23 protein-coding genes are annotated in these 26,300 nt (G+C 67.4%); 11 read left to right on the top strand and 12 right to left on the bottom strand.

What is annotated here, in order from left to right; genetic code table 11:
• Positions 1 to 11 precede the first annotated feature (11 nt).
• A complete protein-coding gene (locus WT97_RS27180; RefSeq protein WP_060354747.1) occupies positions 12 to 1,406 on the top strand; it encodes an aspartate aminotransferase family protein in 1,395 nt (464 codons plus the stop codon).
• Between the two features lie 140 nt (positions 1,407 to 1,546).
• On the opposite strand, the gene WT97_RS27175 is transcribed toward WT97_RS27180, so the two are convergent.
• Positions 1,547 to 2,479, bottom strand: coding sequence for an MBL fold metallo-hydrolase (locus WT97_RS27175; protein WP_060354746.1), 933 nt, complete (start codon positions 2,477 to 2,479; stop codon positions 1,547 to 1,549).
• A 302-nt stretch (positions 2,480 to 2,781) separates the two neighbouring features.
• Entirely contained in the window at positions 2,782 to 4,167 is a 1,386-nt protein-coding gene (locus WT97_RS27170; RefSeq protein WP_059498781.1) for an MFS transporter, read from the bottom strand.
• Positions 4,168 to 4,430: 263 nt separating this feature from the next.
• Here WT97_RS27170 and WT97_RS27165 point away from each other — a divergent pair, with 263 nt between their 5' ends.
• A complete protein-coding gene (locus WT97_RS27165) occupies positions 4,431 to 4,718 on the top strand; it encodes a DUF1330 domain-containing protein (protein ID WP_060354745.1) in 288 nt (95 codons plus the stop codon).
• 16 nt (positions 4,719 to 4,734) lie between these two features.
• Here the strand turns inward: WT97_RS27165 and dhaL are convergent, their stop codons facing one another.
• Together dhaL and WT97_RS27155 are read right to left on the bottom strand one after the other, a co-directional pair.
• Entirely contained in the window at positions 4,735 to 6,435 is a 1,701-nt protein-coding gene (dhaL, locus tag WT97_RS27160; RefSeq protein ID WP_060354769.1) for a dihydroxyacetone kinase subunit DhaL, read from the bottom strand.
• Between the two features lie 247 nt (positions 6,436 to 6,682).
• Entirely contained in the window at positions 6,683 to 7,819 is a 1,137-nt protein-coding gene (locus WT97_RS27155; protein WP_060354744.1) for a sigma-54-dependent Fis family transcriptional regulator, read from the bottom strand.
• On the opposite strand from WT97_RS27155, the gene WT97_RS33610 reads away from it, so the two are divergent.
• From WT97_RS33610 to sfnG, 3 genes are all read left to right on the top strand, one after another.
• Positions 7,809 to 8,111 carry a hypothetical protein gene (locus WT97_RS33610; RefSeq protein WP_257128562.1) on the top strand — a complete coding sequence of 101 codons (303 nt, stop codon included), beginning with the start codon at positions 7,809 to 7,811 and terminating at the stop codon, positions 8,109 to 8,111. The genes WT97_RS27155 and WT97_RS33610 overlap by 11 nt on opposite strands.
• Before the next feature lie 184 nt (positions 8,112 to 8,295).
• A complete protein-coding gene (msuE, locus tag WT97_RS27150; RefSeq protein ID WP_060354743.1) occupies positions 8,296 to 8,856 on the top strand; it encodes an FMN reductase in 561 nt (186 codons plus the stop codon).
• A gap of 37 nt (positions 8,857 to 8,893) precedes the next feature.
• A complete protein-coding gene (sfnG, locus tag WT97_RS27145; protein ID WP_060354742.1) occupies positions 8,894 to 9,997 on the top strand; it encodes a dimethylsulfone monooxygenase SfnG in 1,104 nt (367 codons plus the stop codon).
• 60 nt (positions 9,998 to 10,057) lie between these two features.
• Here sfnG and WT97_RS27140 read toward each other — a convergent pair whose 3' ends face one another.
• Complete coding sequence (locus WT97_RS27140; protein ID WP_060037129.1) at positions 10,058 to 10,705, bottom strand: LysE family translocator; 648 nt, start codon at positions 10,703 to 10,705, stop codon at positions 10,058 to 10,060.
• A gap of 111 nt (positions 10,706 to 10,816) precedes the next feature.
• Between WT97_RS27140 and WT97_RS27135 the strand changes: the two genes are divergently transcribed.
• Positions 10,817 to 11,668: a LysR substrate-binding domain-containing protein gene (locus WT97_RS27135; RefSeq protein ID WP_060354741.1), complete on the top strand. Its 852-nt coding sequence runs from the start codon at positions 10,817 to 10,819 to the stop codon at positions 11,666 to 11,668.
• Positions 11,669 to 11,690: 22 nt separating this feature from the next.
• Here WT97_RS27135 and WT97_RS27130 read toward each other — a convergent pair whose 3' ends face one another.
• Complete coding sequence (locus WT97_RS27130; RefSeq protein WP_060354740.1) at positions 11,691 to 12,581, bottom strand: LysR substrate-binding domain-containing protein; 891 nt, start codon at positions 12,579 to 12,581, stop codon at positions 11,691 to 11,693.
• A 153-nt stretch (positions 12,582 to 12,734) separates the two neighbouring features.
• Here WT97_RS27130 and WT97_RS27125 point away from each other — a divergent pair, with 153 nt between their 5' ends.
• Positions 12,735 to 15,782 (top strand): FAD-binding and (Fe-S)-binding domain-containing protein, encoded by a 3,048-nt coding sequence (locus WT97_RS27125; protein WP_060354739.1) that lies wholly within the window; start codon positions 12,735 to 12,737, stop codon positions 15,780 to 15,782.
• Positions 15,783 to 15,877: 95 nt separating this feature from the next.
• Here WT97_RS27125 and WT97_RS27120 read toward each other — a convergent pair whose 3' ends face one another.
• The 3 genes from WT97_RS27120 to WT97_RS27110 all read right to left on the bottom strand — a co-directional run bounded on the left by WT97_RS27120 (position 15,878) and on the right by WT97_RS27110 (position 18,964).
• Positions 15,878 to 16,180: a hypothetical protein gene (locus WT97_RS27120; protein WP_059498765.1), complete on the bottom strand. Its 303-nt coding sequence runs from the start codon at positions 16,178 to 16,180 to the stop codon at positions 15,878 to 15,880.
• A gap of 87 nt (positions 16,181 to 16,267) precedes the next feature.
• Positions 16,268 to 17,422 carry a branched-chain amino acid ABC transporter substrate-binding protein gene (locus WT97_RS27115; protein ID WP_059498764.1) on the bottom strand — a complete coding sequence of 385 codons (1,155 nt, stop codon included), beginning with the start codon at positions 17,420 to 17,422 and terminating at the stop codon, positions 16,268 to 16,270.
• 642 nt (positions 17,423 to 18,064) lie between these two features.
• Positions 18,065 to 18,964 (bottom strand): DMT family transporter, encoded by a 900-nt coding sequence (locus WT97_RS27110; RefSeq protein WP_059790223.1) that lies wholly within the window; start codon positions 18,962 to 18,964, stop codon positions 18,065 to 18,067.
• Between the two features lie 57 nt (positions 18,965 to 19,021).
• Between WT97_RS27110 and WT97_RS27105 the strand changes: the two genes are divergently transcribed.
• From WT97_RS27105 to WT97_RS27095, 3 genes are all read left to right on the top strand, one after another.
• Positions 19,022 to 19,999 carry a LysR substrate-binding domain-containing protein gene (locus WT97_RS27105; protein ID WP_060354738.1) on the top strand — a complete coding sequence of 326 codons (978 nt, stop codon included), beginning with the start codon at positions 19,022 to 19,024 and terminating at the stop codon, positions 19,997 to 19,999.
• A 187-nt stretch (positions 20,000 to 20,186) separates the two neighbouring features.
• A complete protein-coding gene (locus tag WT97_RS27100; protein WP_059790219.1) occupies positions 20,187 to 20,855 on the top strand; it encodes a hypothetical protein in 669 nt (222 codons plus the stop codon).
• A gap of 57 nt (positions 20,856 to 20,912) precedes the next feature.
• Positions 20,913 to 21,380: a hypothetical protein gene (locus WT97_RS27095; protein ID WP_060354737.1), complete on the top strand. Its 468-nt coding sequence runs from the start codon at positions 20,913 to 20,915 to the stop codon at positions 21,378 to 21,380.
• An 89-nt stretch (positions 21,381 to 21,469) separates the two neighbouring features.
• On the opposite strand, the gene WT97_RS27090 is transcribed toward WT97_RS27095, so the two are convergent.
• The 3 genes from WT97_RS27090 to WT97_RS27080 form a co-directional block, all read right to left on the bottom strand.
• The gene (locus WT97_RS27090; protein WP_059498759.1) at positions 21,470 to 22,642 is read right to left on the bottom strand and encodes a porin; all 1,173 of its coding nucleotides are present in this window, start codon (positions 22,640 to 22,642) and stop codon (positions 21,470 to 21,472) included.
• A 192-nt stretch (positions 22,643 to 22,834) separates the two neighbouring features.
• Positions 22,835 to 23,347: a DUF4262 domain-containing protein gene (locus tag WT97_RS27085; protein WP_060354736.1), complete on the bottom strand. Its 513-nt coding sequence runs from the start codon at positions 23,345 to 23,347 to the stop codon at positions 22,835 to 22,837.
• A gap of 19 nt (positions 23,348 to 23,366) precedes the next feature.
• Complete coding sequence (locus WT97_RS27080; protein ID WP_059498817.1) at positions 23,367 to 25,220, bottom strand: ABC transporter ATP-binding protein; 1,854 nt, start codon at positions 25,218 to 25,220, stop codon at positions 23,367 to 23,369.
• Positions 25,221 to 25,510: 290 nt separating this feature from the next.
• Between WT97_RS27080 and WT97_RS27075 the strand changes: the two genes are divergently transcribed.
• Entirely contained in the window at positions 25,511 to 26,077 is a 567-nt protein-coding gene (locus WT97_RS27075; RefSeq protein ID WP_059498758.1) for a TetR/AcrR family transcriptional regulator, read from the top strand.
• Positions 26,078 to 26,300 lie beyond the last annotated feature (223 nt).

Below are 26,300 nucleotides of genomic sequence, written 5' to 3'. Positions count from 1 at the left end.
AGGAGCACATCATGCAAAAATCGATCGACGCACTGCTGCGCGAGGACCGCGCCCACTTCATGCACCCGTCGACGCACGCATACGACCACGAGACCGGCGCGCTGCCGGGCAAGATCGTGCGCGGCGGCGAGGGCATCCGCATCGAGGATCACCAGGGCAAGCGCTATATCGACGCGTTCGCCGGCCTCTACTGCGTGAACATCGGCTACGGCCGCACCGAAGTCGCCGACGCGATGTACGAACAGGCGAAGCAGCTCGCGTACTACCACACGTACGTCGGCCACGCGTCGGACGCGATCATCGAGCTGTCGTCGCGCATCATCGACTGGTCGCCGGCGGGGATGAAGAAGGTCTATTACGGGATGTCGGGTTCCGACGCGAACGAGACGCAGGTCAAGCTCGTCTGGTACTACAACAACGTGCTCGGCCGCCCGAACAAGAAGAAGATCATCTCGCGCGAACGCGGCTATCACGGCTCGGGCATCGTGACGGGCAGCCTCACCGGCCTGCCGAGTTTCCACCAGCATTTCGACCTGCCGATCGATCGCGTGAAGCATACGGTGTGTCCGCACTGGTATCGCAAGGCGCCGGCCGGCATGAACGAAGCGCAGTTCGTCGCGTACTGCGTCGACGAACTCGAGAAGCTGATCGCACGCGAAGGCGCCGACACGATCGCCGCCTTCATCGCGGAGCCGGTGATGGGCACGGGCGGCATCATCGAACCGCCCGCCGGCTACTGGCCCGCGATCCAGGCCGTGCTGCGCAGGCACGACATCCTGCTGATCTCCGATGAAGTCGTGTGCGGGTTCGGGCGTCTCGGCTCGAAGATGGGCGCGCAGCACTTCGGGATCGAGCCCGATCTGATCACAGTTGCGAAGGGTCTGACGAGCGCCTATGCGCCGCTGTCGGGCGTGATCGTCGGCGAGAAGGTGTGGGACGTGATCGCGCGCGGCTCGCAGGAGCACGGGCCGATGGGGCACGGCTGGACGTATTCGGGCCATCCGGTATGCGCGGCCGCCGCGCTCGCGAATCTCGCGATCCTGGAGCGCGAGAATCTCGTCGGCAACGCGGCCGACGTCGGCGGGTACTTCGGGGCGAAGCTGCGCGACGCATTCGGTGCGCATCCGCTCGTCGGCGAGGTGCGTAGCGTCGGCATGCTGGCCGCGCTCGAGTTCATGGCCGACAAGGACGCACGCACGCCGTTCGATCCCGCACTGAAGATCGGTGCGCAGGTGTCCGCGGCCGCGTTGCAGCGCGGCGTGATCGCGCGTGCGATGCCGCATGGCGACATTCTCGGTTTTGCGCCGCCGCTCGTGATGACGCGGGAAGAGGCTGACGAGATCGTCGCGATCGTCAAGGATGCAGTGGACGAGGTCGCCGAGCGGAACCTGTCGACCGTCGCGTGATGTTCAAGCGGCCCTGATGCGCGCTCCGGCGCGCGAGGCGACGCCGCCGCATGCAAGTGCGGCGGCGTTTTTCTTGCCGATACGGTCTGGAAAAGCCGTCAGTGCATCGCCTGCGGTGCACGTCGGCTACCGACCGTCCCTCAGTAATCCCACACGACCGGAACGAAACGGAACCCGTCTCCGTGCCTTGCAATATGGCCGATGGACGGGAACGCGACATGGGCCGCGGCCAGCAGCGCGCCGGTGTCCGCGGCTTCGTTGAACAGCGCGATACGCACGTCGACCGCCGCGTCCGGATCGTGTTCGAAGCCGTTTTGCCAGTCGGGATGGTCGAAGTTGACCTCGAAAATCGCGTCGCCCGCGAACGTCAGCCTTTCTCCGTTCGATGCGACGTCGACCACGCAGTGCCCCGGCGTATGGCCGCCCGTCACCCGCGCCGACACGCCCGCGGCGACTTCCACGGTCCGGTCGAACTGCACGATGTTTTCGCCATAGAGTTCCACGAACCGCGCCGCTGCCTTGCGCAGCGCGGGCGGAACGGTTTCCGGCATCACCGTCTTGCTGAAGTCGGGATTTTTCCAGAACGCCACTTCCGCGGCCGATACGTGAATGCGGACGTCCGGGCGCAGCTTCGCCTTGACGCCGTCGACGTTCAGCCCGCCGACATGGTCCATGTGCATGTGCGTGATCACGATATCGGTGATCGCGGCCAGGTCGATGCCGGCCGATTCCAGACGCATGACCGAGCGCCCGGCGCGCGTGAAGTATTCGAAGCCGTCGCCCACGCCCGAGTCGATCAGGATCAGACGGTCGCCGCTGCGCACGAGCGCGATGTTGAGCGCCCAGTCGAGCATGTCGCGTTGCAGGAAGCGGCCGTCGAACCATGCGTTGCGGTCCGCTTCGCTCACATTGGTCGACATGGTGGAAGTCGGCAGCGGCAGCACGCCGTCGCTGATCAGCACGACGTCGACCTCGCCGATGCGCACGGCGTAACGGGACGAGACGAGCTCGCCCGAACCTTCGTTGCCCAGGTGGGCGATGACGGGCTGGACGTTGCGGATGGGTGCGTTCATGTTCAGTAATCCTGTTCGTCGAGTGGGGATCGAGCCGCGCGACGCCGCGCGGTTCGCGAGCGCGATCGTGACGATCGCGCGCTTCGGTTCGACCTGATTTCGATCGAGCGTCGCCAGCGATTGTAGTGACGGCCGACATACGCCAACAGCGCTGCACGCGTGCACATCGTGTTGTCCGGGCGACAACAATCCGTCAGCGGGGCTTCGCCGCTCGAAATGCACATCGCCCGCCGTCCGTTGCCGGACGGCGGGCGATGCAATGGATGCCGTTTATGGGAAGCCGGGCGCCGCCGGCGCGCGGGTCAGCCCGGCTGGCCGGGAAGGGTGTCGCCGCGCAGCGAACACCCGCGCGTCTCGATCACCGCCAGCAGCGCGATCAGCCCGACCGCGCAGGCGGCCATCATGTAGTAAGCGGGGATCAGCGCGTTGCCGGTCTTGCCGATCAGCCAGTCGTTGACGATCGGCGCGGTGCCGCCGAACAGCGACGTCGACACGTTGTACGCGATCGCCATGCCCGCATACCGGACGTGGGTCGGGAACATCGCCGGGAACATCGCGGAAATGGTGGCGAGCTGCGGCACGTAGAGCACGCCGAGCACCGCGAAGCCGATGAAGGCGCCGAGCGGACCGTGCGTCATCAGCGTGAACATCGGCACGGCCGCGACGAACAGCCCGACGAGCGAGATCCACCACATCGTCTTGCGGCCGACGCGGTCCGACAGCCAGCCGGCGAACGGCAGCAGCACCATCATCGCGAGCATGCCGATCAGCGGAATCAGCAGCGACATGTTCTCGCTGACGCCGAGCTCCTTGTGCATGTAGGTCGGCATATACGCGAGCAGCACGTAGTTGACGACGTTCAACGCGACGACGAGCCCGCCGAGCAGCACCAGCGGCTTCGCATAGCGCACCAGCAGCAACCGGATCGGCAGCGCGGCGGCGACGTTTTTCTCGCGGCGGTGCGCCTGTTCCTCGAGTTCGCGGAACACCGGCGTTTCCTCGAGGCGCGAGCGCAGATAGAAGCCGATCAGGCCGAGCGGCGCCGCGACCAGGAACGGCAGGCGCCAGCCCCACGCATGCATCGCCGAATCGCCGAGCAGCAGCGCGAAGCCGAGCATCAGGAACGCGCCGAGCGAGAAGCCGGCGAGCGTCGCGAATTCAAGGAAGCTGCCGCACAGGCCGCGCCGCGAATCGGGCGCGTATTCGGCGATGAAGGTGGCTGCACCCCCATATTCGCCGCCGGTCGAGAATCCCTGCACCATGCGCAGCACGATCAGCGCGGCCGGGGCGAGCCAGCCGGCCGTCGCGTAGCTCGGCAGCAGGCCTACGAGCAACGTCGCGCCCGACATCGTCAGGACCGTCAGCGCGAGCACGCGCTTGCGGCCCAGCCGGTCGCCGAGCGGCCCCCAGAACAGGCCGCCGAGCGGGCGGATCAGGAACGAGATCGCGAACGTGCCGAGTGCGAACAGCGTCGCGCTCGCGGTGTTGCCGGGAAACAGCGCGGCGGAAATGTACGCGAGACCGTACGCGTAAATACCGTAATCGAACCATTCGGTCGCATTGCCGAGGGCGGCGGCCGCGATCGCGACCCGAGGCAGACAGTGCGGCTCGTCGCCGCGTTGGATGGTCGCGTCGTCGGGAGTCGACGACGCGGCGGAAACTGAAGTCCACGATGGCACGTATCGCATGAGGGATCCTCGCTATCAGCATGCGCCCGGGCGGGCGCCGACGAGGATCAAAGTAATCCCGCCAATTTGCGATGCCCGATGTCATAGGACGATGTGGGGATCGGGGTTTTCCCGTGCCGAGGCGGGCGGCCCGCGCAGGCCGCGGTTGGCGCTTCGCGGCGCCGGGCGGCGAACGGCGGTAAGCTGCGCGCTGCCGCGCAGGATTCGTCGGACCGTGCAGTGCGTGGCGTCCCTTTTTTCACCATTCATCAGGAGCGCATATCGTGGCGACTTACATCGTTTTTACGCGGGAAAGCACGCAGGACCAGCGCGAGCTCAACACCTATTCGAGCCAGGTCGGTGCGACCCTTGCCGGCCATCCGGTGAAGGTGCTCGCCGCATATGGGCCGCAGGAGATTCTCGAGGGGGACGGCCCGGAAGGCGTCGTGATCGTCGAGTTCCCGTCGAAGGAGGCCGCGCACGCGTGGTATCACGGCTCCGAATACCAGCGGGTCGTCCAGCACCGGTTCAAGGGCGCCCGCTATCGCGCGGTGCTGGTCGAGGGCGTCTGAGCGCGGCCGCGCGCCGTTACCGGACGTGCGGCTGCAACGCCCGCAACCAGTACGCGACGGCCACCGCCCCGCCGTCCGGCGTACCGATCGCCCGCTCGCCCAGATAGCTTGCCCGCCCCGCGCGCGGCGTCATGCGCGCCGTTTCCTGCGCACCTTGCTCGGCCGCTTCGACGGCCGCCGTCCATGCGCTCGGGGGATCGCGATCGCTGTCCAGCGCGCGGCCGAATGCGTCGACGGCCGGCACCAGCGCATCGAGCATCGTCCGGTCGCCCGCCCGCGCGCCGCCGAGTTCGCCGATCGAATCCACCGCCGCTCGGAATGCCGCGGCCCAGTCGCGCGGCGACGGCTCGGCGATATCGGCCAGCCGGCGCGACGCGCGCAGCAGCGCGGTCGCATAGAACGGCCCGGAACTGCCGGCGATCGCGCGGCGCAACGCGGCGCCGAGCGCCGCGAGCGCACCGGACGGCGTGCCGTACGCGGTGTCGGGCAATTCGAGGATCGCCTGCGCGGCGCGCCGCATGCTCGCGCCGAGATCGCCGTCGCCGGCTGCGGCATCGAGATCCGTCAGCGTCTGCTCGTGGTCGATCAGCGTCTGCGCCACGGCGTGCAGCGCCGGTTGCAGGCGCGCGGCCCACGCGCGGCCGGCCGCATCGAGCGGCGGCTGCGGCGCGTCCTGCGACGCGGTCGCGGCCACGCGGATCCGCGCGTTCACGAGGCCGCCGCCCGGCCATGCGCGCGCCTGCGTCGGTGCATCGAGCAGCGCCGCGCGCTCGTCGTTCAGCCGCAGCACCGAGATCGAACAGCCGGGCATGTTCAGCGCGGACAGGAACGTGCCGGCCCACGCGCGGGCGACGACGATCCCGCGCCGGCTCAGGTTGTCGAACGCGGCGCGTAGCATGATCGCGAGCTCCATGTCCGGCGTCGCGCCGAGGCCGTTGACGAACAGCGCAACGCGTTCGTCGCGATCGAGCACGAGATCGGCAACGATGCCCGACAACAGCGTGTCGGCCAGCGCATCGGCCGGCAGCGGCGCGCGGCGCTCGACGCCTTTCTCGCCGTGGATGCCGAGGCCCAGCTCGATCTCGTGATCGGCGAGGCTGAAGCCCGACTTGTCGGCGCCCGGGATCGTACAGCCGTCGAGCGCGACACCCATCGTGCCGAGCTCGGCCGCCGCGTCGCGCGCGATGCTCGCGACGCGGGCAAGCGGCAACCCGCGCGCGGCGGCAGCGCCCGCTAGCTTGTGGATCAGCACGGTACCGGCGATCCCGCGTCGCTGGCCGCGCTCGACGCGGCCGCGCAGCGACACGTCGTCGGCGACGATGACGGTTTCGACCGGAATGCCTTCCGCGCGCGCGAGCTCGGCGGCGAGCCCGAAATTGAGCCGGTCGCCGGTGTAGTTCTTCACGATCAGCAGCGCGCCGTTCGGGCCGGCGCTCGCGCGGATCGCGGCGAGCACGGCGTCGGTCGACGGCGACGTGAACACTTCGCCGCACACGGCCGCGCTCAACATCCCTTCGCCGACATAGCCGCCGTGCGCGGGCTCATGGCCGCTGCCGCCGCCGGACAGGATCGCGACCGGCCGCTGCGACGGCTCGGGCAGCGGCTGGCGGACGAGCACGTGCTCGTCGCCGAGGATCGCGAGATGCGGCGATTGCCGCGCGATGCCTTCCAGCATTTCTCGCACGACGTCGGACGGGCGGTTCACAAGCTTTTTCATGGCGACGGATTCCGGACGGGTGAACAGGGCTCGGCCGGGCGCGCACGCGCGCCGGACGACTTTCGTTTTCGTGTTGCGGAAGATCGTGCGTGACCGGTTGCCGTCGCCGACGGTCGCATGGCGGGCGACCGGCGCGGATCGGGCAACGAAGCGTACGCTTCGCGCCACGATACATCAGGTTCGAACGTTGCGACATGGATCGCGTTGCCATGGCGCCGGAGCGGAACGGCGGCGCGCGCTGGCGCCGCTACTTCAGCGCGGAGATCGCCTTCGCGCGAATCAGCCGCGCACGCAGCACGTTGCGGCTGATGCCGAGCAGCTGCGCGGCCCGGATCTGGTTGCGGTGACTGAATTCGAACGCGACACGCATTACCGTGTCCTCGATACGTTCGAACAGGTTGCCGTGCCCGCCGTCGAACAGGTCGCGCAGCGCGTGTTCGAGCGCTGCCTGCGCGTCGGCGGACGAATCGGCTGCCGGCGCGGAAACGGTCGGCAGGCACGGCGGCGCGATGTGCAGGTCGGTGTCCTGCAGCGCATCGTGGCGGCTCACCAGCAGCGCGTGATGGATCACGTTCTCCAGTTCGCGGATATTGCCGGGCCAGCCGTGTGCCTCGAGCCGGCGCTCGGCGCGCGCATCGATGCGGCGCGGCCCGTCGCCGAGCCGGTCGCGGTAAATGTCGAAGAAGTGGCGCGCGAGCGGCAGGATGTCGCCCGGGCGGTCGCGCAATGGCGGGACCGCGAGCTGCACGACGTTGAGCCGGTAGAACAGGTCGCCGCGAAACCGCCCGGCCGCGACCGCCTGCTGCAGGTCGACGTTGGTGGCCGCGACCACCCGTACGTCGACCGGAATGCCCGTGCGCGAACCGAGCCGCACGACCTCGCGCTCCTGCAGCACGCGCAGCAGCTTGACCTGCATCGCGAGCGGCAGGTCGCCGATTTCGTCGAGAAACAGCGTGCCGCCGTGCGCGGCTTCGAACCAGCCGGGCTTCGCGCTGAACGCGCCCGTAAACGCGCCTTTCTCGTGACCGAACAGTTCGCTGTCGACGAGCGTTTCGGAGAAGGCGCCGCAGTTCACCGCGACGAACGGCCCGTCGCGACGCGCACCGAGCGCGTGCACGTGGCGCGCGATCAGCTCCTTGCCGGTGCCCGTCTCGCCGACGATCAGCACGTTCGCGTCGCTCGGCGCGACGCGGCGAACCTGTTCGAGCAGCGCGAGCGAACGCGGATCCGCGAACACCAGCGCGTGCGCGCGGGCCGGCGCGTGACGTTCGGGCAACGTGAGCACCGGCGCCGCGTGCTCGGCGGGCTGAAGTCCGGCCGGGTCGCGGGACGCGGTGACGACGCGAAGGTTGAGCGGGCGCGGCGATGCGGAAATGGAAGTCATGGCGATGAACCGTTGGATGGCCGGGCAAAGCGGGCCCGTGCCGGCGGGCGCCGCGGTCTGGCTGCTGCGTAGTCAGCAGAGTGTTGAACGTTTCGCCGCGCGCGAAAAGCATCGATTTCTGATAACCAAAGCGCGATTGCTGCGGAACCTGCAATGGCGCGCACGAGCGGCGGTGCGACGACGTCCAAGCATCGAATTCGACGCTGGCGCGCGAGATGCGTTGCTGCCTGATCAGCAGTGCATCAGCAAATCCGCTGCGCACGGTTCATCGTGGTGCGGAATATCGATGTGACGCGTGAGTCGGGATGCTTGCCACTATCGCGCATTTGGCGGAACGCCAGTTCCGGCAGGCGATAGCGAAAAACTTCGTCATCCGGATGAAATTTCCTTCACGCATCCGCGCCAATGGCACGCTCCTTGCTGACCCGAACCGGTATCGCCGCACTGCACGCGGCTTCACCACGGGAACGCATCGCATGAGCCACCCCCTCAACGTCGTCGCGATATCGGGCAGCCTGCAGCGGCCGTCGCGCACGCTGGCGCTGACCGACGCGATCGTCGCGGCGCTCGGCGCCGCGCTGCCGATCGACGCGCGGCGGATCGAACTCGGCGAGATCGGCAGCCGGCTGGCCGGCGCGCTCACGCGCGCGCAGGTGCCGGCCGATCTGGATGCGCTGATTCGCGCGATCGAGACGGCCGATGCGCTCGTCGTCGCGAGCCCGGTGTATCGCGCGTCGTACACGGGCCTCTTCAAGCATCTGTTCGACCTCGTGCGCCACGACGCGCTCGTCGACGTGCCGGTGCTGCTCGCGGCCACCGGCGGTAGCGAGCGTCATGCGCTCGTGATCGACCACCAGCTGCGCCCGCTGTTCAGCTTCTTCCAGGCGCGCACGCTGCCGATCGGCGTGTACGCGTCCGAGGGCGATTTCGACCGGTACCAGATCGCCAGCCAGGCGTTGCGCGAGCGCATCGCGCTCGCCGTCGACCGCGCGGTGCCGCAACTGCGCCCGCACGCGCTTTCCGCCGCGGCCGCGTAAGCCGCTTTTTCGTTTCCCCTTCGACCAGGACATTTTCATGAGCCTTCCCGACCCTTCCGCCGACGGCGTCAAATTCGCGTACTGGGTGCCGAACGTCAGCGGCGGCCTCGTCGTCAGCACGATCGAGCAACGCACCGACTGGAGCCTCGAATACAACCAGAAGCTCGCGCGCACGGCCGAAGCGGCCGGCTTCGACTATGCGCTGAGCCAGATCCGCTTCACGGCCGGCTACGGCGCCGAATACCAGCACGAATCGGTGTCGTTCAGCCAGGCGCTGCTGCATGCGACGACCAAGCTCAAGGTGCTCGCGGCGATCCTGCCGGGGCCGTGGCATCCGGCCGTGGTTGCGAAGCAGCTCGCGACGATCGATCACATCTCGAACGGGCGCATCGCGATCAACGTCGTGAGCGGCTGGTTCAAGGGCGAATTCACCGCGATCGGCGAGCCGTGGCTCGAGCACGACGAACGCTATCGGCGCTCGAAGGAATTCATCCAGGCCCTCAAGGGCATCTGGACGCAGGACAACTTCACGTTCAAGGGCGACTTCTACCGCTTCAACGATTACACGCTGAGCCCGAAGCCGTTGCAGAAGCCGCATCCGGAAATCTTCCAGGGCGGCAGCTCGCGCGCGGCGCGCGACAACGCGGCGAGCGTGTCGGACTGGTATTTCACGAACGGCAATACGCCGGAGAACCTGAAGGCGCAGATCGACGACATTCGCGCGAAGGCGGCCGCGAACAACCATCGCGTGCGCATCGGCGTCAATGCGTTCGTGATCGCGCGCGACACCGAGGAAGAAGCGCGGGCCGTGCTCGACGACATCATCCGGCATGCGCACGTCGAAGCCGTGCACGCGTTCGGCGATGCGGTGAAGGAGGCCGGCAAGGCGTCGCCCGAAGGCGAGGGCAACTGGGCGAAATCGACGTTCGAGGATCTCGTGCAGTACAACGACGGCTTTCGCACGAACCTGATCGGCACGCCGCAGCAGATCGCCGAGCGGATCGTCGCGCTGAAGGCGATCGGCGTCGATCTCGTGCTGGCCGGCTTCCTGCACTTCATCGAGGAAGTGGAATACTTCGGCCGGCGCGTGCTGCCGCTCGTGCGCGAACTGGAGGCGCGGCGGCAGGCCGTTGCCGCGTGACGCCTGTCCGACGCACGCGCGCGGCCTGCGATCGCGCAGGACCGCGCGGCGGCGTGACGTTCACACGACGCCCGCCAGCCTCGATGCCTCGATCACCATCTGCACGCCGAGACTGCCGAGGATGATGCCCATCGCCCAGCGCTGCGCGAGCAGCAGCGTCGGGCGGCCGTGCAGGAACGTCGCGAGGCCGCTCGAGCAGAGCGCCACCAGCCCGTTGGCGGACGCGAACGCGGCGATCAGCAGCGAGCCGAGAAACAGCGACTGGCCGAACACGCTGCCTTGCCCGTAATCGATGAACTGCGGCAGCAGCGACACGAACAGCATCGCGAGCTTCGGGTTCAGCACGCTGGTCGTCGCGCCCATCGCGAGCAGCCGCAGCGGCTGCTCGGTGGGCAGCGCCTTCACCTCGAACGGCGAGCGGCCGCCGGGCCGCACCGCCTGCCATGCGAGGTACAGCAGATAGGTTGCCCCGACCGCGCCCAGCACGCTGCCCGCATAGGGCACGCTCATGAACAGCGTCGTGATGCCGAATGCGGCGGCGAACATGTAGAACAGGTAGCCGATCATCACGCCGGCGAGCGAAATGAGCCCGGCCGCCCGCCCCTGCGCGATCGAGCGCGACATCACGTAGACCATGTTCGGCCCCGGCGTGACCGCGAGCATGCCGCCGATGACGAGAAACCCGTAGAGCGATCCGGACGTGTGCATGTTTTCCGCTTCCTGCATCGAATGAGTGCTGATGGCGTCGATTGTCCGGCGATGGAGGTGAACAGTAAAACGGGATAAACTGAATCGATTGATCAGTTTTTATGAATCGACATGAAGAAGCTCGACCTCGATGTGCTCGCGATGGTGGTGGCCGTCGCGGAATCCGGATCGTTCGCGCGGGGCGCGCAGGCCGTGCACCGGTCGCCGTCGGCGGTGAGCATGCAGATCAAGACGTTGGAAGACGCGCTCGGCAAGCCGCTGTTCATCCGCGACACGCGCAACGTGACGGCGACCGACGACGGCAGGATGCTCGCCGATTACGGCCGCCGGATGCTCGCGATGCGCGACGAGGCGTGGGCGTCGGTCGTGCGTCCGGAGATGCGCGGCCGCGTGACGATCGGCGTGCCCGACGACTACATCTCGTCGCTGCTGCCGCAGGTGCTCGGCAAGTTCGCCGCGATGCATCCGCGCGTGGAAGTGCGCGTGATCGGCCAGCCGAGCAGCGCGCTCGTGCCGATGCTGAAGGACAACACGGTCGACCTCGCATGCCTCACGCGAATCAAGGGCGTGACGGGCGAGCTGATCCGGATGGAGCCGCTCGTCTGGGCCGGCTCGGCGAAACGCGACGTGTGGGAAGAGCGGCCGCTGCCGGTGGCGTTTTTCACGCACGGCGGCAGCATGGCCCGCGATCACGCGGTCAGGGCGCTGAACCGGCGGAAGATTCCGTACCGGATGTCATACGAAAGCCCGAGCTTTCTCGGCCTGCTCAGCATGGTCGAGGCCGGCCTCGCCGTCGCGCCGCTCGCGCGCTGCTGCGTGCCCGATCACTTGTTGCAGCTGACGGAGAGCCACGGGCTGCCGTCGCTCGGCGAACTCGAGGTCGTGCTCGCCCGCAGCGCGCAGTCCGCGCGCCCGCCGTGCGACTACCTCGCCGAGCAGATTCTCGGCGAATGGCGCGCCTGACCGGCCCGTCGCCGGCGGCGCGTCAGCACGACGTCAGCAGCCATTCGCGGAAGGCGACGAGCGACGGCAGCGCTTCGTTGCCCGGCGGGTAGACGAGGTAATAGCTGCGCTGGCTGGTAATCGCGTCGCCGATCGAGTCGAGCTCGCCACGGCCCAATTCGTCCTCCACGAGCACCTTCGGCACCAGCCCGATCCCCATTCCGGCATGCACGGCCTGGATCAGATGCGACGTCAGCTCGAAACTCGGGCCGATGCGCATCTTGCGATGATCGAGCCGATAGTGCGAGAACCACTCGGCCCAGGCCTGCTGATTGCTCGTCACGCCCAGCAGCGTCTGCTTCGCGGCCCAGGCCGGCGTGCGCGCGTCGGCCTTGCGGCCGCTGCCCGTGGCGGGCGGCGCGATCGCGATCAGGAACTCGTTGTACAGCCGGTGCGCATGCAGGCCCGGCCAGTCGCCGGCGCCGACGGTGATCGCCGCGTCGAGGTCGTCGTTGAGGAAATCGATCGCGCCGATTCGCGAATGAAGGTGCACGGTCACGCCCGGGTGTGCGGCATAGAAGCCGTGCAGGTGCGGCAGCAGCCATTTCGACCCGAAGGTCGGCAAGGTGGCCAGCCGGAGCGAGCCGGCGCCCGCCCGATGCGACATCGCCTGCAACGTCGCGCCGCGGATGCGCCCGAGCGCGCCGGTCAGCTCGCCGAAGTAGCGGCGGCCGACGTCGGTCAGCTTGACCGAGCGGCCCTCGCGCCGGAACAGCGGCACGCCGAGCTGATCCTCGAGCGTCTGGACCTGCCGGCTGATCGCGCTCTGGCTCAGCGACAGCTCCTCGGCCGCGCGCGTATAGCTTTCATGCCGCGCGGCGGCCTCGAACACGAGCAGCAGCGACATCGAGGGGGTGAGGCGGCGGTAATTCATGAATTTTATGCAAGCTTCGCCGAGGGAGAATTCGTTTGTTTATGACGGAGTATCGAAAGATACTGGAATTCCCGGTTGCACGGAAACTTGCCAAAAAATCATGTTTCGGTGCGCACGAACCGGCCCGCTCCACCCACATTGCGTTTGTGCCCCATGTCGATCGTCCCGTTGCCTCGCCCCGCCAGCCCGTCCACGAACGTTTACCGCGATTTTCTCGCCGCGCTGCAGGCGGCCGGCTTCGCCGGCGAAATCCGTACGGATCACGCGAACCGCACCGTGCAGGCCACCGACAACTCGATCTACCAGCGCCTGCCGCAGGCGGTGATCTGCCCCGCGCATACGGACGACGTCCAGCTGCTGGCCCGGCTGCTGGCCGAGCCCGCGCACCGCGACGTCGCGGTGGCCGCGCGCGGCGGCGGCACCGGCACCAACGGGCAGTCGCTGACCGACGGCATCGTCGTCGACCTGTCTCGGAACATGAACCGGATCCTCGAAATCGACGTCGCGCAGCGCTGGGTGCGCGTGGAGGCGGGCGTCGTCAAGGATCAGCTCAATGCGGCGCTGAAGCCGCACGGGTTGTTCTTCGCGCCGGAGCTGTCCACGTCGAATCGTGCGACCGTCGGCGGGATGATCAACACCGACGCCAGCGGGCAGGGTAGCTGCACGTACGGCAAGACGCGCGATCACGTGCTCGAACTCGATTTCGTGCTGATGGGCGGCGAACGGCTGCACAGCGGCGCGCTCGACGATGCGGAGCTGGAACGCCGCTGTGCGCGGCAGGACCGCGTCGGCAACGTGTATCGCACCGCGCGGCGCATCCGCGACGACAAGGCGGCGCTGATCGACGCGAAGTTTCCGAAGCTCAACCGCTGCCTGACCGGCTACGACCTCGCGCACCTGCGCGAACCGGACGGCCGTTTCAACCTGAACAGCGTACTGTGCGGCGCGGAAGGGTCGCTCGGTTTCGTCGTCGAGGCGAAGCTCAACGTGCTGCCGATCCCGAAGTTCTCGGTGCTGGTCAACGTGCGTTATGCGGGCTTCATGGACGCGCTGCGCGACGCGCGCGCGCTGCTCGAACACCGGCCGCTGTCGATCGAGACGGTCGACTCGAAGGTGCTGATGCTCGCGATGAAGGACTTCGTGTGGAGCAGCGTGGCCGAGTATTTTCCGCAGGACGACGCGCGCCCGACGCTCGGCATCAACCTGATCGAATTCAGCGGCGACGACGAACACGACGTCGATGCGCGCGTGCGCGCGTTCGTCGAGCATCTGCGCACCGATACGAGCGTGGAGCGTCTCGGCCATACGCTGGCGGCCGGCGACGATGCGGTGAAGCGCGTGTATGCGATGCGCAAGCGCGCGGTCGGCCTGCTCGGCAACGTGCAGGGCGAGGCGCGCCCGCAACCGTTCGTCGAGGACACCGCGGTGCCGCCCGAGAACCTCGCCGCGTACATCGCCGAATTCCGCGCGCTGCTCGACGGCCACGGGCTGCAGTACGGGATGTTCGGCCACGTCGATGCGGGCGTGCTGCACGTGCGCCCGGCGCTCGACATGAAGGATCCGAAGCAGGCGGCGCTGGTGCGGCCCGTGTCGGACGCGGTGGCCGAACTTACGCAGCGTCACGGCGGCCTGCTGTGGGGCGAGCACGGCAAGGGCGTGCGCTCCGAATATGCGCCGGCGTTTTTCGGCGAGCTGTATCCGTCGCTGCAGCAGTTGAAGGCCGCATTCGATCCGCACAACCAGTTCAACCCGGGCAAGATCGCGACGCCGCCGGATCGCACGCTGCGATTGCTGAAGATCGACGAGGTGCCGACGCGCGGCGATCACGACCGGCAGATCGACGAGCGCGTGTGGCAGAGCTACGGCACCGCGATGCATTGCAACGGCAACGGCGCGTGCTACAACTTCGATCCGGACGACGCGATGTGCCCGTCGTGGAAGGCGACGCGCGAACGCGTGCAGTCGCCGAAAGGGCGTGCGTCGCTGATGCGCGAATGGTTGCGCCTGCAAGGGCAGGCCGGCGTCGACGTCGTCGCGGCGGCGCGCACGCGGCAACCGGTCCTGCGCGGCCTGGTCGAGCGCTGGCGCAACAGCCGCAACGCCCGCCGTGGCGACACGGATTTCTCGCACGAGGTGTACGACGCGATGGCCGGATGCCTCGCATGCAAGTCGTGCGCGGGACAGTGTCCGGTCAAGGTCAACGTGCCCGAGTTCCGCTCGCGCTTTCTCGAGCTGTATCACCAGCGCTACCTGCGGCCGCTGCGCGACTACCTGATCGGCTCGCTCGAATTCACGATGCCGTGGATGGCGCGCGTGCCCGCGCTGTACAACGGGCTGATGGGATCCGGCTGGGTGCGGGCGCTGCTCGAGCGTCAGGTCGGCATGGTCGACAGCCCGCTGCTGAGCCGCTTCGATCTCGCGGCCGTGATCCGCGCGTGGCGCGTGAAGCCGGCCGACCCGCATGCGCTCGCCGCGCTGAGCGATGCGCAGCGCGCGCGCAGCGTCGTCGTCGTGCAGGATACGTTCACGCGCTATTTCGATACCGAGCAACTGGCGACGCTGATCGAGCTGGCGGCGCGCCTGGGCTATCAGGTGTGGCTCGCGCCGCTCGCGCCGAACGGCAAGGCGCTGCACGCGCAGGGCTTTCTGCAAGCCTTCGCGAAGGCGGCGATCCGAAACGCGACGCAACTGGCCGCGCTGGCGCGCTCGGGCGTCGCGCTGGTCGGCCTCGATCCGGCGATGACGCTCACGTATCGGCAGGAATACCTGAAGGTGACGGGGCTCGCCGACGTGCCGAAGGTCGCGCTGCCGCAGGAGTGGCTGCTGGATGCGCTGCCGCAAGCCGGTGCGGGTGGGGCGACGGTTTCATACCGGTTGTTGCCGCATTGCACCGAGAAAACCAATGCGCCGGACAGCGGCAAGCAATGGGCGCAGGTGTTCGCGCGTCGCGGGCTGCGCCTGCAGGTTCAGGCGGCCGGGTGTTGCGGGATGTCGGGCACGTACGGGCACGAGGCGCGCAATCTCGCGACGTCGAAGACGATCTATGCGCAGTCGTGGGCCGCGCACGTCAATGCGCCGGACGAGGAGGGTGAAGCGCTGGCGACCGGGTATTCGTGCCGCAGCCAGGTGAAACGCCTGTCGTCGAAACAGGTGCGCCATCCGTTGCAGGCGCTGCTCGACCATGTGCGGGCGGTGGGGTGACGACGGGGCGGTGCGGGCCGAGCGGCCCTTGAGGCGGCGACGATCGAGCGTCGAGCGGCAATCCCCGTGCCGCTGTCGACCTTCGCCGGCGCTGGTCAGGCGTCGGCTTTCGCCGCTTTCCGCGACCGCGATTTGTCCGCTGCGGGAAGCACGCCGACGCCGCGCGGCCGTTTCGGCTCGATCCGCATTTGCCGGATCACGCGCCGGAAGTCGATCTCGTGCGCGGCCAGCGTACCGATCAGTTTCGCGATGACCGCGAGGTGGGAAGGGACGGTGCCCTTGCTCGAATAGTTCGTGATGGAGCTTTCGTTCATCCGGATCAGGCGGGCGAACTCGCGCGCCGTCAACTGCGCCTTCTTCAACTCCTGCTGGAATTCCGCATACGCCATTGCACACATGATGCTTCGTCTCCGTGAATCAGAATTCGTCCCGCGCGGCGCCGGCGCCGACGGGTGGCGTTCCCGTCGTGCCGGCGCCGCGTCGGGTTACATCTTCACCTGGTCGAGGAAGGTCTTCTTGCCGCTCTTGTAGCCGTAGATCGAGATGACCCCGTGCGTCAGGTCGCCCTTCGAGTCGAACGTCGTCGTGCCGATCACGCCGTCGTACTTCGTCGCCGGCATCGCCGCGAGGATCTTCGCCGGGTCGGTCGAGTTCGCACGCTTCATCGCGTCGACCGCGATATAAACCGCGTCATACGCGAACGGTGCGTCGAACTTGATGCCCTGGTTGAAGCGCTTCTGGTACTTCGCGAGGAAGCTCGCGCCGCCCGGCATCTTCTCGAGCGCAGCGCCGGCCTGCGAGCACAGCACGTTGTCGGCCGCCGGGCCGGCCAGTTCGGCCAGCGAATCGGTGCACACGCCGTCGCCGGACAGGATCTTCGCGCGCAGGCCGAGCTGCTTCGCCTGCTTGGCGAGCGGGCCGCCGGTGGCGTCCATGCCGCCGTACATGATCGCATCGGGGTTTTCGCCCTTGACCTTCGTCAGGATCGCGCGGAAGTCGACCGCCTTGTCGTTGGTCGCGTCGTGCGACAGCACCTTCAGGCCGAGCGCTTTCGCCTTCTTCTCGAACTCGTTCGCAAGGCCCTGGCCGTATGCGGTCGAATCGTCGATCACCGCGACGCTCTTCACGCCCTTCGACTGCGCATAGCTCGCGAGCGCCGGGCCCTGCTGCGCATCGGTCGCGACGACGCGGTAGGTCGTCTTGAAACCCTGCTGCGTGTAGGTCGGGTTCGTGGCCGACGGCGAGATCTGCACGATGCCCGCATCGCTGTAGATTTTCGATGCCGGGATCGACGTGCCCGAATTCAGGTGGCCGATGACGGCGACGACCTTGTCGTCGACGAGCTTCTGCGCAACCTGTGTCGCCTGGCGCGGGTCGGCCGCGTCATCCTGCGCGTCGAGTTGCAGCGTGATCTTCTTGCCGCCGATCGTCAGGCCCTTCGCATTGATTTCCTCGACCGCGAGGCGCGCGCCGTTCTCGTTGTCCTTGCCGAGGTGCGAGATGCCGCCCGTCGTCGGTTCGACGCTGCCGATCTTCACGACCTGGTCGGCCATCGCGCTCGACGCGGCCGCGAATGCGGCGGCAGCCAGTGCAACGGTGATCAGGGGTTTGCAGCGCATGCCGACAGTGCTTCGTTCCATCTGCCATCTCCGAATTGAATGTCTTTCTATTGACGTCTCGACCGGCCGGCCGCGGGCCGGGGCGATCGGACGATTTTCCATACCCGTCACGGGCGTCGCTTGCATGGTGTCCGGCCGGGTGACCTGCCGCCCGGGCGAGCGGGCGGGTGCCGCACGCCATGCAATTCGTATGAATATATCGGAACCCGCTTCTGCGTGCTGCGGCGCACCGCATGGCGGACCGTTGCGGCATGCGCCGGCGCGCGGATGTCGAGGCTTCCGGATACCGGAAATCATGCGCCGCAGCGGCCCCCGGATTGCGGTTCGCTGTCGTCGGCCTTACGGCCGCATCCATTATTCGGCCGGTCGCCACGGCGAAGCCATGGACACTGGCGCACGGTCAATCGGGAACTGTTCGGTCGATTTGTCTGCACAGTTTGGTCAATGGCGAATGGCGTATCCGGTTTCATGGTCGTCTCGATCGAGTGCGATCGCCGTCGTTATGCAACTAACGGTCAAGTTCGGCCGCGCCGGCGAGTGGGTGCCGATTACACCGACCGAACCGTCCATCGAGATCGGCAGAAACCGGGGCGTTTTGGGGCCGGCGTCGCGGCAAATCCGGACCGTCGCGTCGGCCGCGCGCAATTCGCCGCACGCGCAACCTTACGACCGTCCGCGCAATGCGACGACGATCACGCCTGCAATCGCCAGCAGGCCGCCGCACGCCGTCGCGATGCCCGGCCGCTCGCCGGTCAGCACCACCGACAGCAGCGTCGCGACCGCCGGCGTCAGGTAGAGAAAGTTGGCCGCGCGCGCCGCGCCGAAGTAGCCGAGCGCGAAGGTCCAGGTCGCGTAACCGAGCGCGGCGGGAAAGACGCCGAGTACGACGACGGCCAGCGCCGTGTCGCGCGACCCGCCGCCGAGCGACACGAGCGCGCCGGGCAGCCAGGGCACGAGCAGGATCGCGCCGGCCAGCAGCGTGTAAGCGGTGCACGGCAGCGCGCCGTACACGGGAATCAACCGCCGCTGCAACACGAAATAGCTGGCCGAACACAGCGCCGCGCCGAGGATCAGCGTGCTCCCCGAGCCGAGGACGAGGCCGCCGGGCTGCCCTTGCGCGATCACCGCGATGCCGGCGAGGCTGACGAGCGAACCGAGCCAGCCCCAGCGATTGAAGCGCTCGCGCAGAAACACGGCGGCCAGCAATGCGGTGAAGATCGGCAGCGTGTTCACGATGAAACTTGCCGCGCCGGCCGACACGGTCTGTTCGCCGGTATTGAGCAGCGCGTTGTAGAGGGCGATGCCGAGCAGGCCGCACGCGAGAAAGCGCCACGCATCGCCTTTCGCCGGCAGCGGCGGCCGTCGCCATGCGAGCCACGCGATCACGAGCAACGCGGCGGTCGCGAAGCGCGCGGCCGCGAGCTGCAGCGGCGCGAGGCCGTGCAGGCCGATCCGGATGAACGGGAACGCGGACGCCCACGAAACGATCGTGAACGCGACCGCGGCTGCCGCGACGAGCGGTTGTCGCGCGCCGCGCGACGTCGGTGACGAAAGGGTATTCATGCGGCAATGATGCGGCGTGGCGAGATGTTAAGCTAGCGCACAGATCAACACCCGGATATGAATATGGCTCACAGCTCGGGGCCGCGGCGGCCCGACGGCTCGGCGCGTGCGCGTCAGGCGGCCGGCGGGCTGTCGGTCGCCGCGCCGATGCCGGGCCCGCGGCCGCCGCTCGCGAGCCTGGAGACGGTCTGCACGGTGGCGCGCGAGGGTTCGTTTCTCGCGGCGGCCAACGTCTCCGGCGTCACGCACGGCGCGATCAGCCGACGGGTAGCCGCCGTGGAAAACTGGCTCGGGATGGCGCTGTTCGAACGGCATGCGCGCGGCGTGCGCCTGACGCCGGACGGGCAGCGCTTCGTCGGCCGCATCGAGCAGGCATTCGCGATCATCGACGGCGCGGCCGATCAGTGGCGCACGCCGCGCACGCCGCGGCTGGTGCGAATGAGCGTGGTGCCCGCATTCGCGCAGCTGTGGCTGCTGGAGCGGCAGCAGGCGCTCGAGAGCGAAGCGCCCGCGTTGCGCATCGAGCTCGGCATCGAACTGCGCAACGTGGATATCGCGGGCGGCGAAGCGGATCTGTCGATCCGGTACGGGCGCGGCAACTGGCGTCGGCTCGACACCCGCCCGTTCATGCCGGAGCGGCTCTATCCGGTCGCGCATCCGCGGCTCGCCGCGCAACTGGCCAGGATGCGCCGCGCAACGGGCGACGCCGCGCTGCTCGACATGCCGTTGCTGCACGATTCCGACGTGACCGGCTGGCGCACGTGGTTCGATGCGCTCGGCGTTCCGTTCAAGCCGCGTGCGCAGGATCGCCGGTTCGAGGATTACAACCTCGTGCTGGCGGCGGCCGAAGCGGGGCTGGGCGTGGCGCTTGCGCGAACGCCGCTGGCGGATGCGTATCTGCAGCGCAGCGCGCTCGTGCGCGTGAGCCGTCACGAGGTCGATTCGCCGCTCAGCTATCACTTCGTGCATGCGAAAGGCGAGAATCGGCCGGAGGTCCTCGCGTTGATGGAACGGATGGTGAAGGCGCTGCGGTAGCGCGCACCCGGCGGTTCGCGGAGGCGGCCGCCCGTTCCGTTCGTTCGGCCCCGGACGCCGAATCGTTACAATGCAGCCGCGGAAAACGGCGAGATCGCCGCAGTGAAGCGGAATCGCGCCTTTGCCCGACGGCAGGGCAATCACCAACCATTGCAGTACGGGTTCAAATTTGCACAAAAGGGAACCGATGAATAGACCAGACAAATCGTCGAAAGCGCGTGCGGCGCTGGATCAACTTTTTTCCGGCCTGGCGCCTGCGGACGCGAAGCGCGCATCGCCGCGTCCGGGCAATCCGTTCGAAGCGGACGACGAGGTGTCGAGTGCATCCGGCGGTCGCGGCGGGGTGGAAGTCACGCTGTCGACCCGCATCCAGCTGCGCGGTTATCCGAGCGCCGACGCGTTCATGAAACGCATGGCCGAAGCGTGGGGCCTCGAGTGGGGCACCTACGACAGCGTCCGCGCGGTGGCGACGCTGCCTGCCGGATGGCGCTCCCGCCGGCTTCCGGAAGTCACGCAGATCGTCGACGAACGCGACGTGCTGCGCGCCGAGAGCAGCCTGCAGGGCGGCGAGATGTCGTATCTGAAGGTGTATCCGCGCTACTACATCGATGCGCGCAAGCGTTTCGGCTGGACGAAGTCGTCGAAGGCATCCGACGATCCGGATCTCGACGGCCCCGACTGGAACTGCTTCGTGGTCGATCGGGAAAAGTCCGTCGAAGTGCATGAGCTGACGACGTCGTCGTTGAAGGCCGACATGGACAATGCCCGGGCGACGCTGCTGAAATGGCTCGACGAGCACTATCCGAAACATCGCGACCCGTTTGCGTACTGGTCGGACTGCGAAGGGGCGTCGTAAGCCGCGCTGCACGGCGGCTCGTTCGATGCATCGACGGGGCCGCCACGAGGACGACCATTGAAACAAGCGAGTGTGATCCCGATGCTCTGGGCGGCGTTCGGCGCAGCGATCGGATCGACCGTCGTCGAGTTGCTGCTCTGGGCAATCGCCGGCGATGACGCCGTCCGGAATCTGTTGCGCGATGCGCGCCTCACGGCCGCGATCGTGATGGGGCGAAGCGTGCTCGATACGTCCGGCGGTTTCGATCCGCTGGTCATGGGCGTGGCGACGCTCGTGCACGCGGCGCTTTCGCTCGTCTATGCGGGCGCGCTGGTACGGCTGCTCCACGGGCTGTCGTGCGTGGCCGCCGTGTTCGCGGGCGGCGCGTTCGGGCTCCTGCTGTACGGCGTGAACCTGTACGGCTTCACGGCGATCTTTCCGTGGTTCATCCCGGTTCGCGGCGCGATCACGCTGATCGCACATCTGGTATTCGGGATCACGGCCGCAGTTGTCTACTGCGTTGCCGGACGTCACGCTACACGCTGATCCCGGCATCGATCGCCGCGGGCACTGCCACCGTCGTCCGTCTTGTGATCCCTGGAATGACCTGCGGCGATCGTCCTGCGACGTGACGATCAGAACTTGTGGCGAATGCCGACGATCGCGAGTTCCTGTGTATCGGTGCCGGCGTTCACGCCGTACGAGCCGACCGATGCGGCCGCCTTCACGGTCGCCCCGCTCGCGTTGAGCGTGTTGCCGCTCGCCTTCTGATAGCCGAACAGCGCATACAGGTCGGTGCGCTTCGACAGGGCGTAATCCGCGCCGAGGTTGACCTGGTTGTAGTGCGCGGAAGCCGGGCCCGTCAGCGACGTGTAGTTGTAGCCGACGCCCGCGCGCAATGCCGGCGTGAACTGCCAGTTGAAGAATGCCGAACCGTTGTTGAACTTCGCGTTCTGGCTGAATGCCGATAGCGTGTCCGCGCCGTACTGCGTATTCGAATACGCGAGGCCGAAGGTCGCCGGCCCGGCCACGTACTGGCCGGCCACGCGCACGATCTGGATCGACTTCGCACTCGAGAAGCCCTGGTTGATCACGGTATTGAACAGCGTGTCCGAACTGCTCGACCACGTGCGCACGCCACCCGCAACCGTCGTGCCGCCGTTCGCGTAGAAGTAGCCGGCGCCGAGCGACAGCGGGCCGTTCGCGTAGCTCGCGCCGAAGCTGTACGTACGGCCGCTGCCGGTCGCGCCCGCGACGCCGCCGAAGCCGTACAGGGCCGCGAACTGGAAGCCGGAGATCAGCGGGCTCGTGTATTTCACCGAGTTGCTGACGCGCAGGCTGTTGTCGTAGTTGTCGAGATCGCCCGGCGTCGCAAATACGCCGCCGAAGTAGTTGTCTTGCGTGAGGCCTTGCACGAGATCCACGACCGGGTCGTACTGGCGGCCGAGCGTCACGGTGCCGTACGTGCTGCTCGCGAGACCGACGACGGCCTTGCGGCCGAATTCGCGCTGGCCCTGGCCGAGCGCCCCGGTGCCGATGTTGAAGCCGTTCTCGAGCTGGAACAGTGCGGACAGGCCGCTGCCGAGATCCTCGACGCCGCGCAGCCCCCAGCGGCTGCCCGACAGGTTGCCGCTGCTGAACTTCACGAGGCTCGCCGCGTTGCTGCCGTTCGCGTTCTGCGCGTTGTGGACGTACGCGATGCCCGCGTCGGCGATGCCGTACAGCGTGACGCTGCTTTGTGCGTGGGCGCCCGCGGCGACGAGCGCGGCCGGCAGCGCGAGCAGTGCGAATGACCGGATCTGTTTCATGGTTGGATTCCCCCGTTGGTCGATTGGTCTGACGAGTCGGTGCACGATACGGACGGCACGGCGTCAAGGGAACCAATAAATTGTCGGATCGTTATGAGGCGGCGCGGCGATGGATGCGCGCGCAACGGATCGACGAGCGGCGCGCGGATAGCGTGTGCATCGCACACGTGCCGCGCGATCCGACGCGCCAGGTCAGTGGCGCGCGTCGCCCGGTGCGAACAGGCGCGGCTGCGCCGCGTTCAATGCGTCGTCCGCCTCTGGCTGCCACGGAAAAATTCCGTTGCGGTCGGGCCACAGCAACTGCACGCACGGGAAGTCGTCGTTGCCGTAGAACCAGCGGTTCCAGCCGAGATGGGCTTCGTAGTGTTTCTTCTCGACCGGCATCAGCAGCGCGTTCGCGTTGCCGTAGACGGCGGCCGTGACTTCGCCGACCGGTGGCGGCGTACCGGCCGCGACCTTCCGGTAGACGTCCCACAGCACGTCATGGACGATGCGTGGCGGCAACGAGAAAACGATGATTTCGGGGAAACCGTGGTTGACCCACAGCCCGGTCGTGAACGAGAAACCCGGCGCGTCGCCTTCTGCGAATACTTCCGTACGGAACCATCCGTGCTCGCGAATCTGATGCACGAAGCGCTGCTCGTCTTCCTCGAGCACCGAATCGGGCGCATCGAGCGCGGTCGCGATATCCGGTCGCGTGGTCATGGGAGCTCCTTGGGCCGGTCTATTGCACCACGTCTTCCGCTTCCGCCGTTTCGCCGAGGAACCCGCCGCTCTGGTGCGCCCACAGCGCCGCGTAAATGCCGCCCGCCTGCAGCAACTGCTGGTGCGTGCCTTCCTCGACGATGCGGCCTTCGTCGAGCACGATCAGCCGGTCCATCGCGGCGATCGTCGACAGCCGGTGCGCGATCGCGATCACCGTCTTGCCGCGCATCAGACTGTCGAGGCTGCGCTGGATCGCGACTTCGACCTCGGAGTCGAGCGCGCTGGTCGCTTCGTCGAGCACGAGGATCGGCGCGTCCTTGAGCATCACGCGCGCGATCGCGACGCGCTGCCGCTGGCCGCCCGACAGCTTCACGCCGCGCTCGCCGACTTCGACGTCGTAGCCGCTGCGGCCATGGCGGTCGCGCAGCCGGCCGATGAACTCGGCCGCTTCCGCGCGCACGGCCGCATCCTGCATTTCGCGTTCGGTTGCGTCGGGGCGGCCGTACAGCAGGTTTTCGCGCATCGTCCGGTGCAGCAGCGACGTATCCTGCGTGACCATCCCGATCGCGCCGCGCAGGCTGTCTTGCGTCACGTGTGCGATGTCCTGCCCGTCGATCCGGATCGTGCCGCCGCCGACGTCGTAGAAGCGCAGCAGCAGGTTCACGAGCGTCGACTTGCCGGCACCCGAGCGACCGATCAATCCGATCCGCTCGCCGGGCCGGATCGTCAGGTTCAGCCCGTCGAATACCGCGCGATCGTTGTCCTCGTGTGCGAACTGCACGTTGTCGAACACGATTTCGCCGCGCTGCACCGCGAGCGGCTTCGCATCGGGCGCGTCGACCACGCTGCGCACCTTCGTCAACGTGTTGATGCCGTCCTGGATCGTGCCGACATTCTCGAACAGCTCGGTCATTTCCCACATGATCCAGTGCGAGTAGCTCGACAGGCGCAGCGCCATCGCGATCACGGCGGCGACCACGCCCGCGCTCGCCTCGCCGTGCATCCACAACGCGAGTGCGAGCCCGGCCGAGCCGACCAGCAGCAGCGTCGACAGCAGGTGGTTGACGATCTCGAACGCGCTGACGAGCCGCATCTGCGCGTCGCCGGTCGCCTTGAACGCTTCCATCGCGCGCCGCGCGTGGTCGGCTTCGCGCCGCGTATGCGAGAACAGCTTCACGGTCGTGATGTTCGAATACGCGTCGGTGATGCGGCCCGTCATCAGCGCGCGCGCGTCGGCTTGCCGGCTGCCGACCGCGCCCAGGCGCGGCACGAAATACGCGCACGCCGCGCCGTAGCCGAGTGCCCACAGCGCGAGGGGAATCATCAGCCGCCAGTCGAAGCTGGCGGCGAGCACGAGAATGCCGATCAGGTAGGCCGTGACGCCGATCACGACGTCGACCGACATGAACAGCGCGTCGCGCACCGCGAGCGCGGTCTGCATGATCTTGGTCGTCACGCGGCCCGCGAACTCGTTCGCGTAGAACGACAGGCTCTGGTCGAGCATCAGCCGGTGAAACAGCCAGCGCAGCCGCATCGGGAAGTTGATCGCGAGCACCTGGTGCTTGACCATCGTATGCAGCGCGATCAGCAGCGCGCTGCCGACGAGGATCGCCGCGAAACCGGCGAGCGTGGCGAAGTGACGGCCGCCGAATTCGGTCGGTGTCGACGACGACAGCCAGTCGACCACGTGCCCCATCATCGCGAACAGCGCGGCTTCGTACGCGGCCAGCGCGGCCGACGTCAGCGCGATCAGCAGGATCCAGCCGCGCGCGCCTTTCGTGCACGCCCAGACGAACGAGAAGAATCCCTTCGGCGGCGTGACGGGATCTTCGAGCGGGAAAGTCGGCAGGCGCCGTTCAAACCACGAATACATCGACTTGTTCTCCTGATGCGGCCCGACGCGACGGGCGGGCCGATGGTGCCGGACCGGATGCGATGCGGTCATCGTGTGCCGATACGTTCCTTTCGGCCGACGGACGTTACGCCGCGATCGCGTGGCCCGGCTCGAAGTGTCGCATTGATTCGACCGCGCTGCAGGCGGGTTGTAAGCCGCCGCCGGCCGCGCGAACGGCGCCGTACTCGCGCATCGGGTCCTCAGGAATGGACATCGCGCCCCTAAAAAACCGCTTGACTATCTATCTATGAGTAGATAAAGTTCGATCCATGGAAACGAAACCGACCGTCCGCGAACAGATTCTCGACCACGCGATCACGCTGATGATGCAGCGCGGTTACAACGGCTTCAGCTATCGAGACCTGTCCGACCTGGTGGGCGTGAAGACGTCGAGCATCCACTACTACTTCCCGTCGAAGGACGATCTCGTGCTGGAAGCGGTGGCGGCGTACAGCGACGAAGTCCTCGCGGCCGTGCGGGCGATCGATGCGGCCTTGCCGGCCGACGTGAAGCTGAGCCTGTACACGAAGATGTTCGGTCGCACGCTCGGTGACGGCAATCTGATCTGCCTCTGCGGGATGCTCGCGGCCGACATCGAAACGTTGCCGGAGAACGTGCGGCAGGCCGTGCAGGCATTCTTCACGGCCAATGAACGCTGGCTGGCGGAATTGCTCGCGCAAGGCGCGAAGGAAGGCACGCTGCAGTTCAGCGGCGAGCCCGACACGGCGGCGCGCACGTTGTACGCGGCGTTTCAGGGCAGCGTGCTGGCCAGCCGGCTGTTTCACACGCGGGCGCGTCTCGAGGACGTCGAGGCCGTCTGGAAAACGCGGCCCTGACGGGGGGCGCAAGCAGTGGGGCGGTTCGCCGCCCTTTTAATGAATCTCGCTATCTATCATGTAGTAGATAGATGGCTCGCGCAGATGGATCGACCATCTGCATTTTTTGGGGAAGTTTATCTATCTATGAGTAGATAAATTGATGCGATGCCGGCGGAGAAGCCGCCGGCACGCGGTCCCCGGTTCGAAGGCTGTTTCATTCATTTGCTGAAAAGGAGTCTGT

This window comes from Burkholderia sp. MSMB1459WGS (genome assembly GCF_001534535.1).
Taxonomy (GTDB): domain Bacteria; phylum Pseudomonadota; class Gammaproteobacteria; order Burkholderiales; family Burkholderiaceae; genus Burkholderia.
This window is presented reverse-complemented; position numbering and strand designations above follow the sequence as displayed.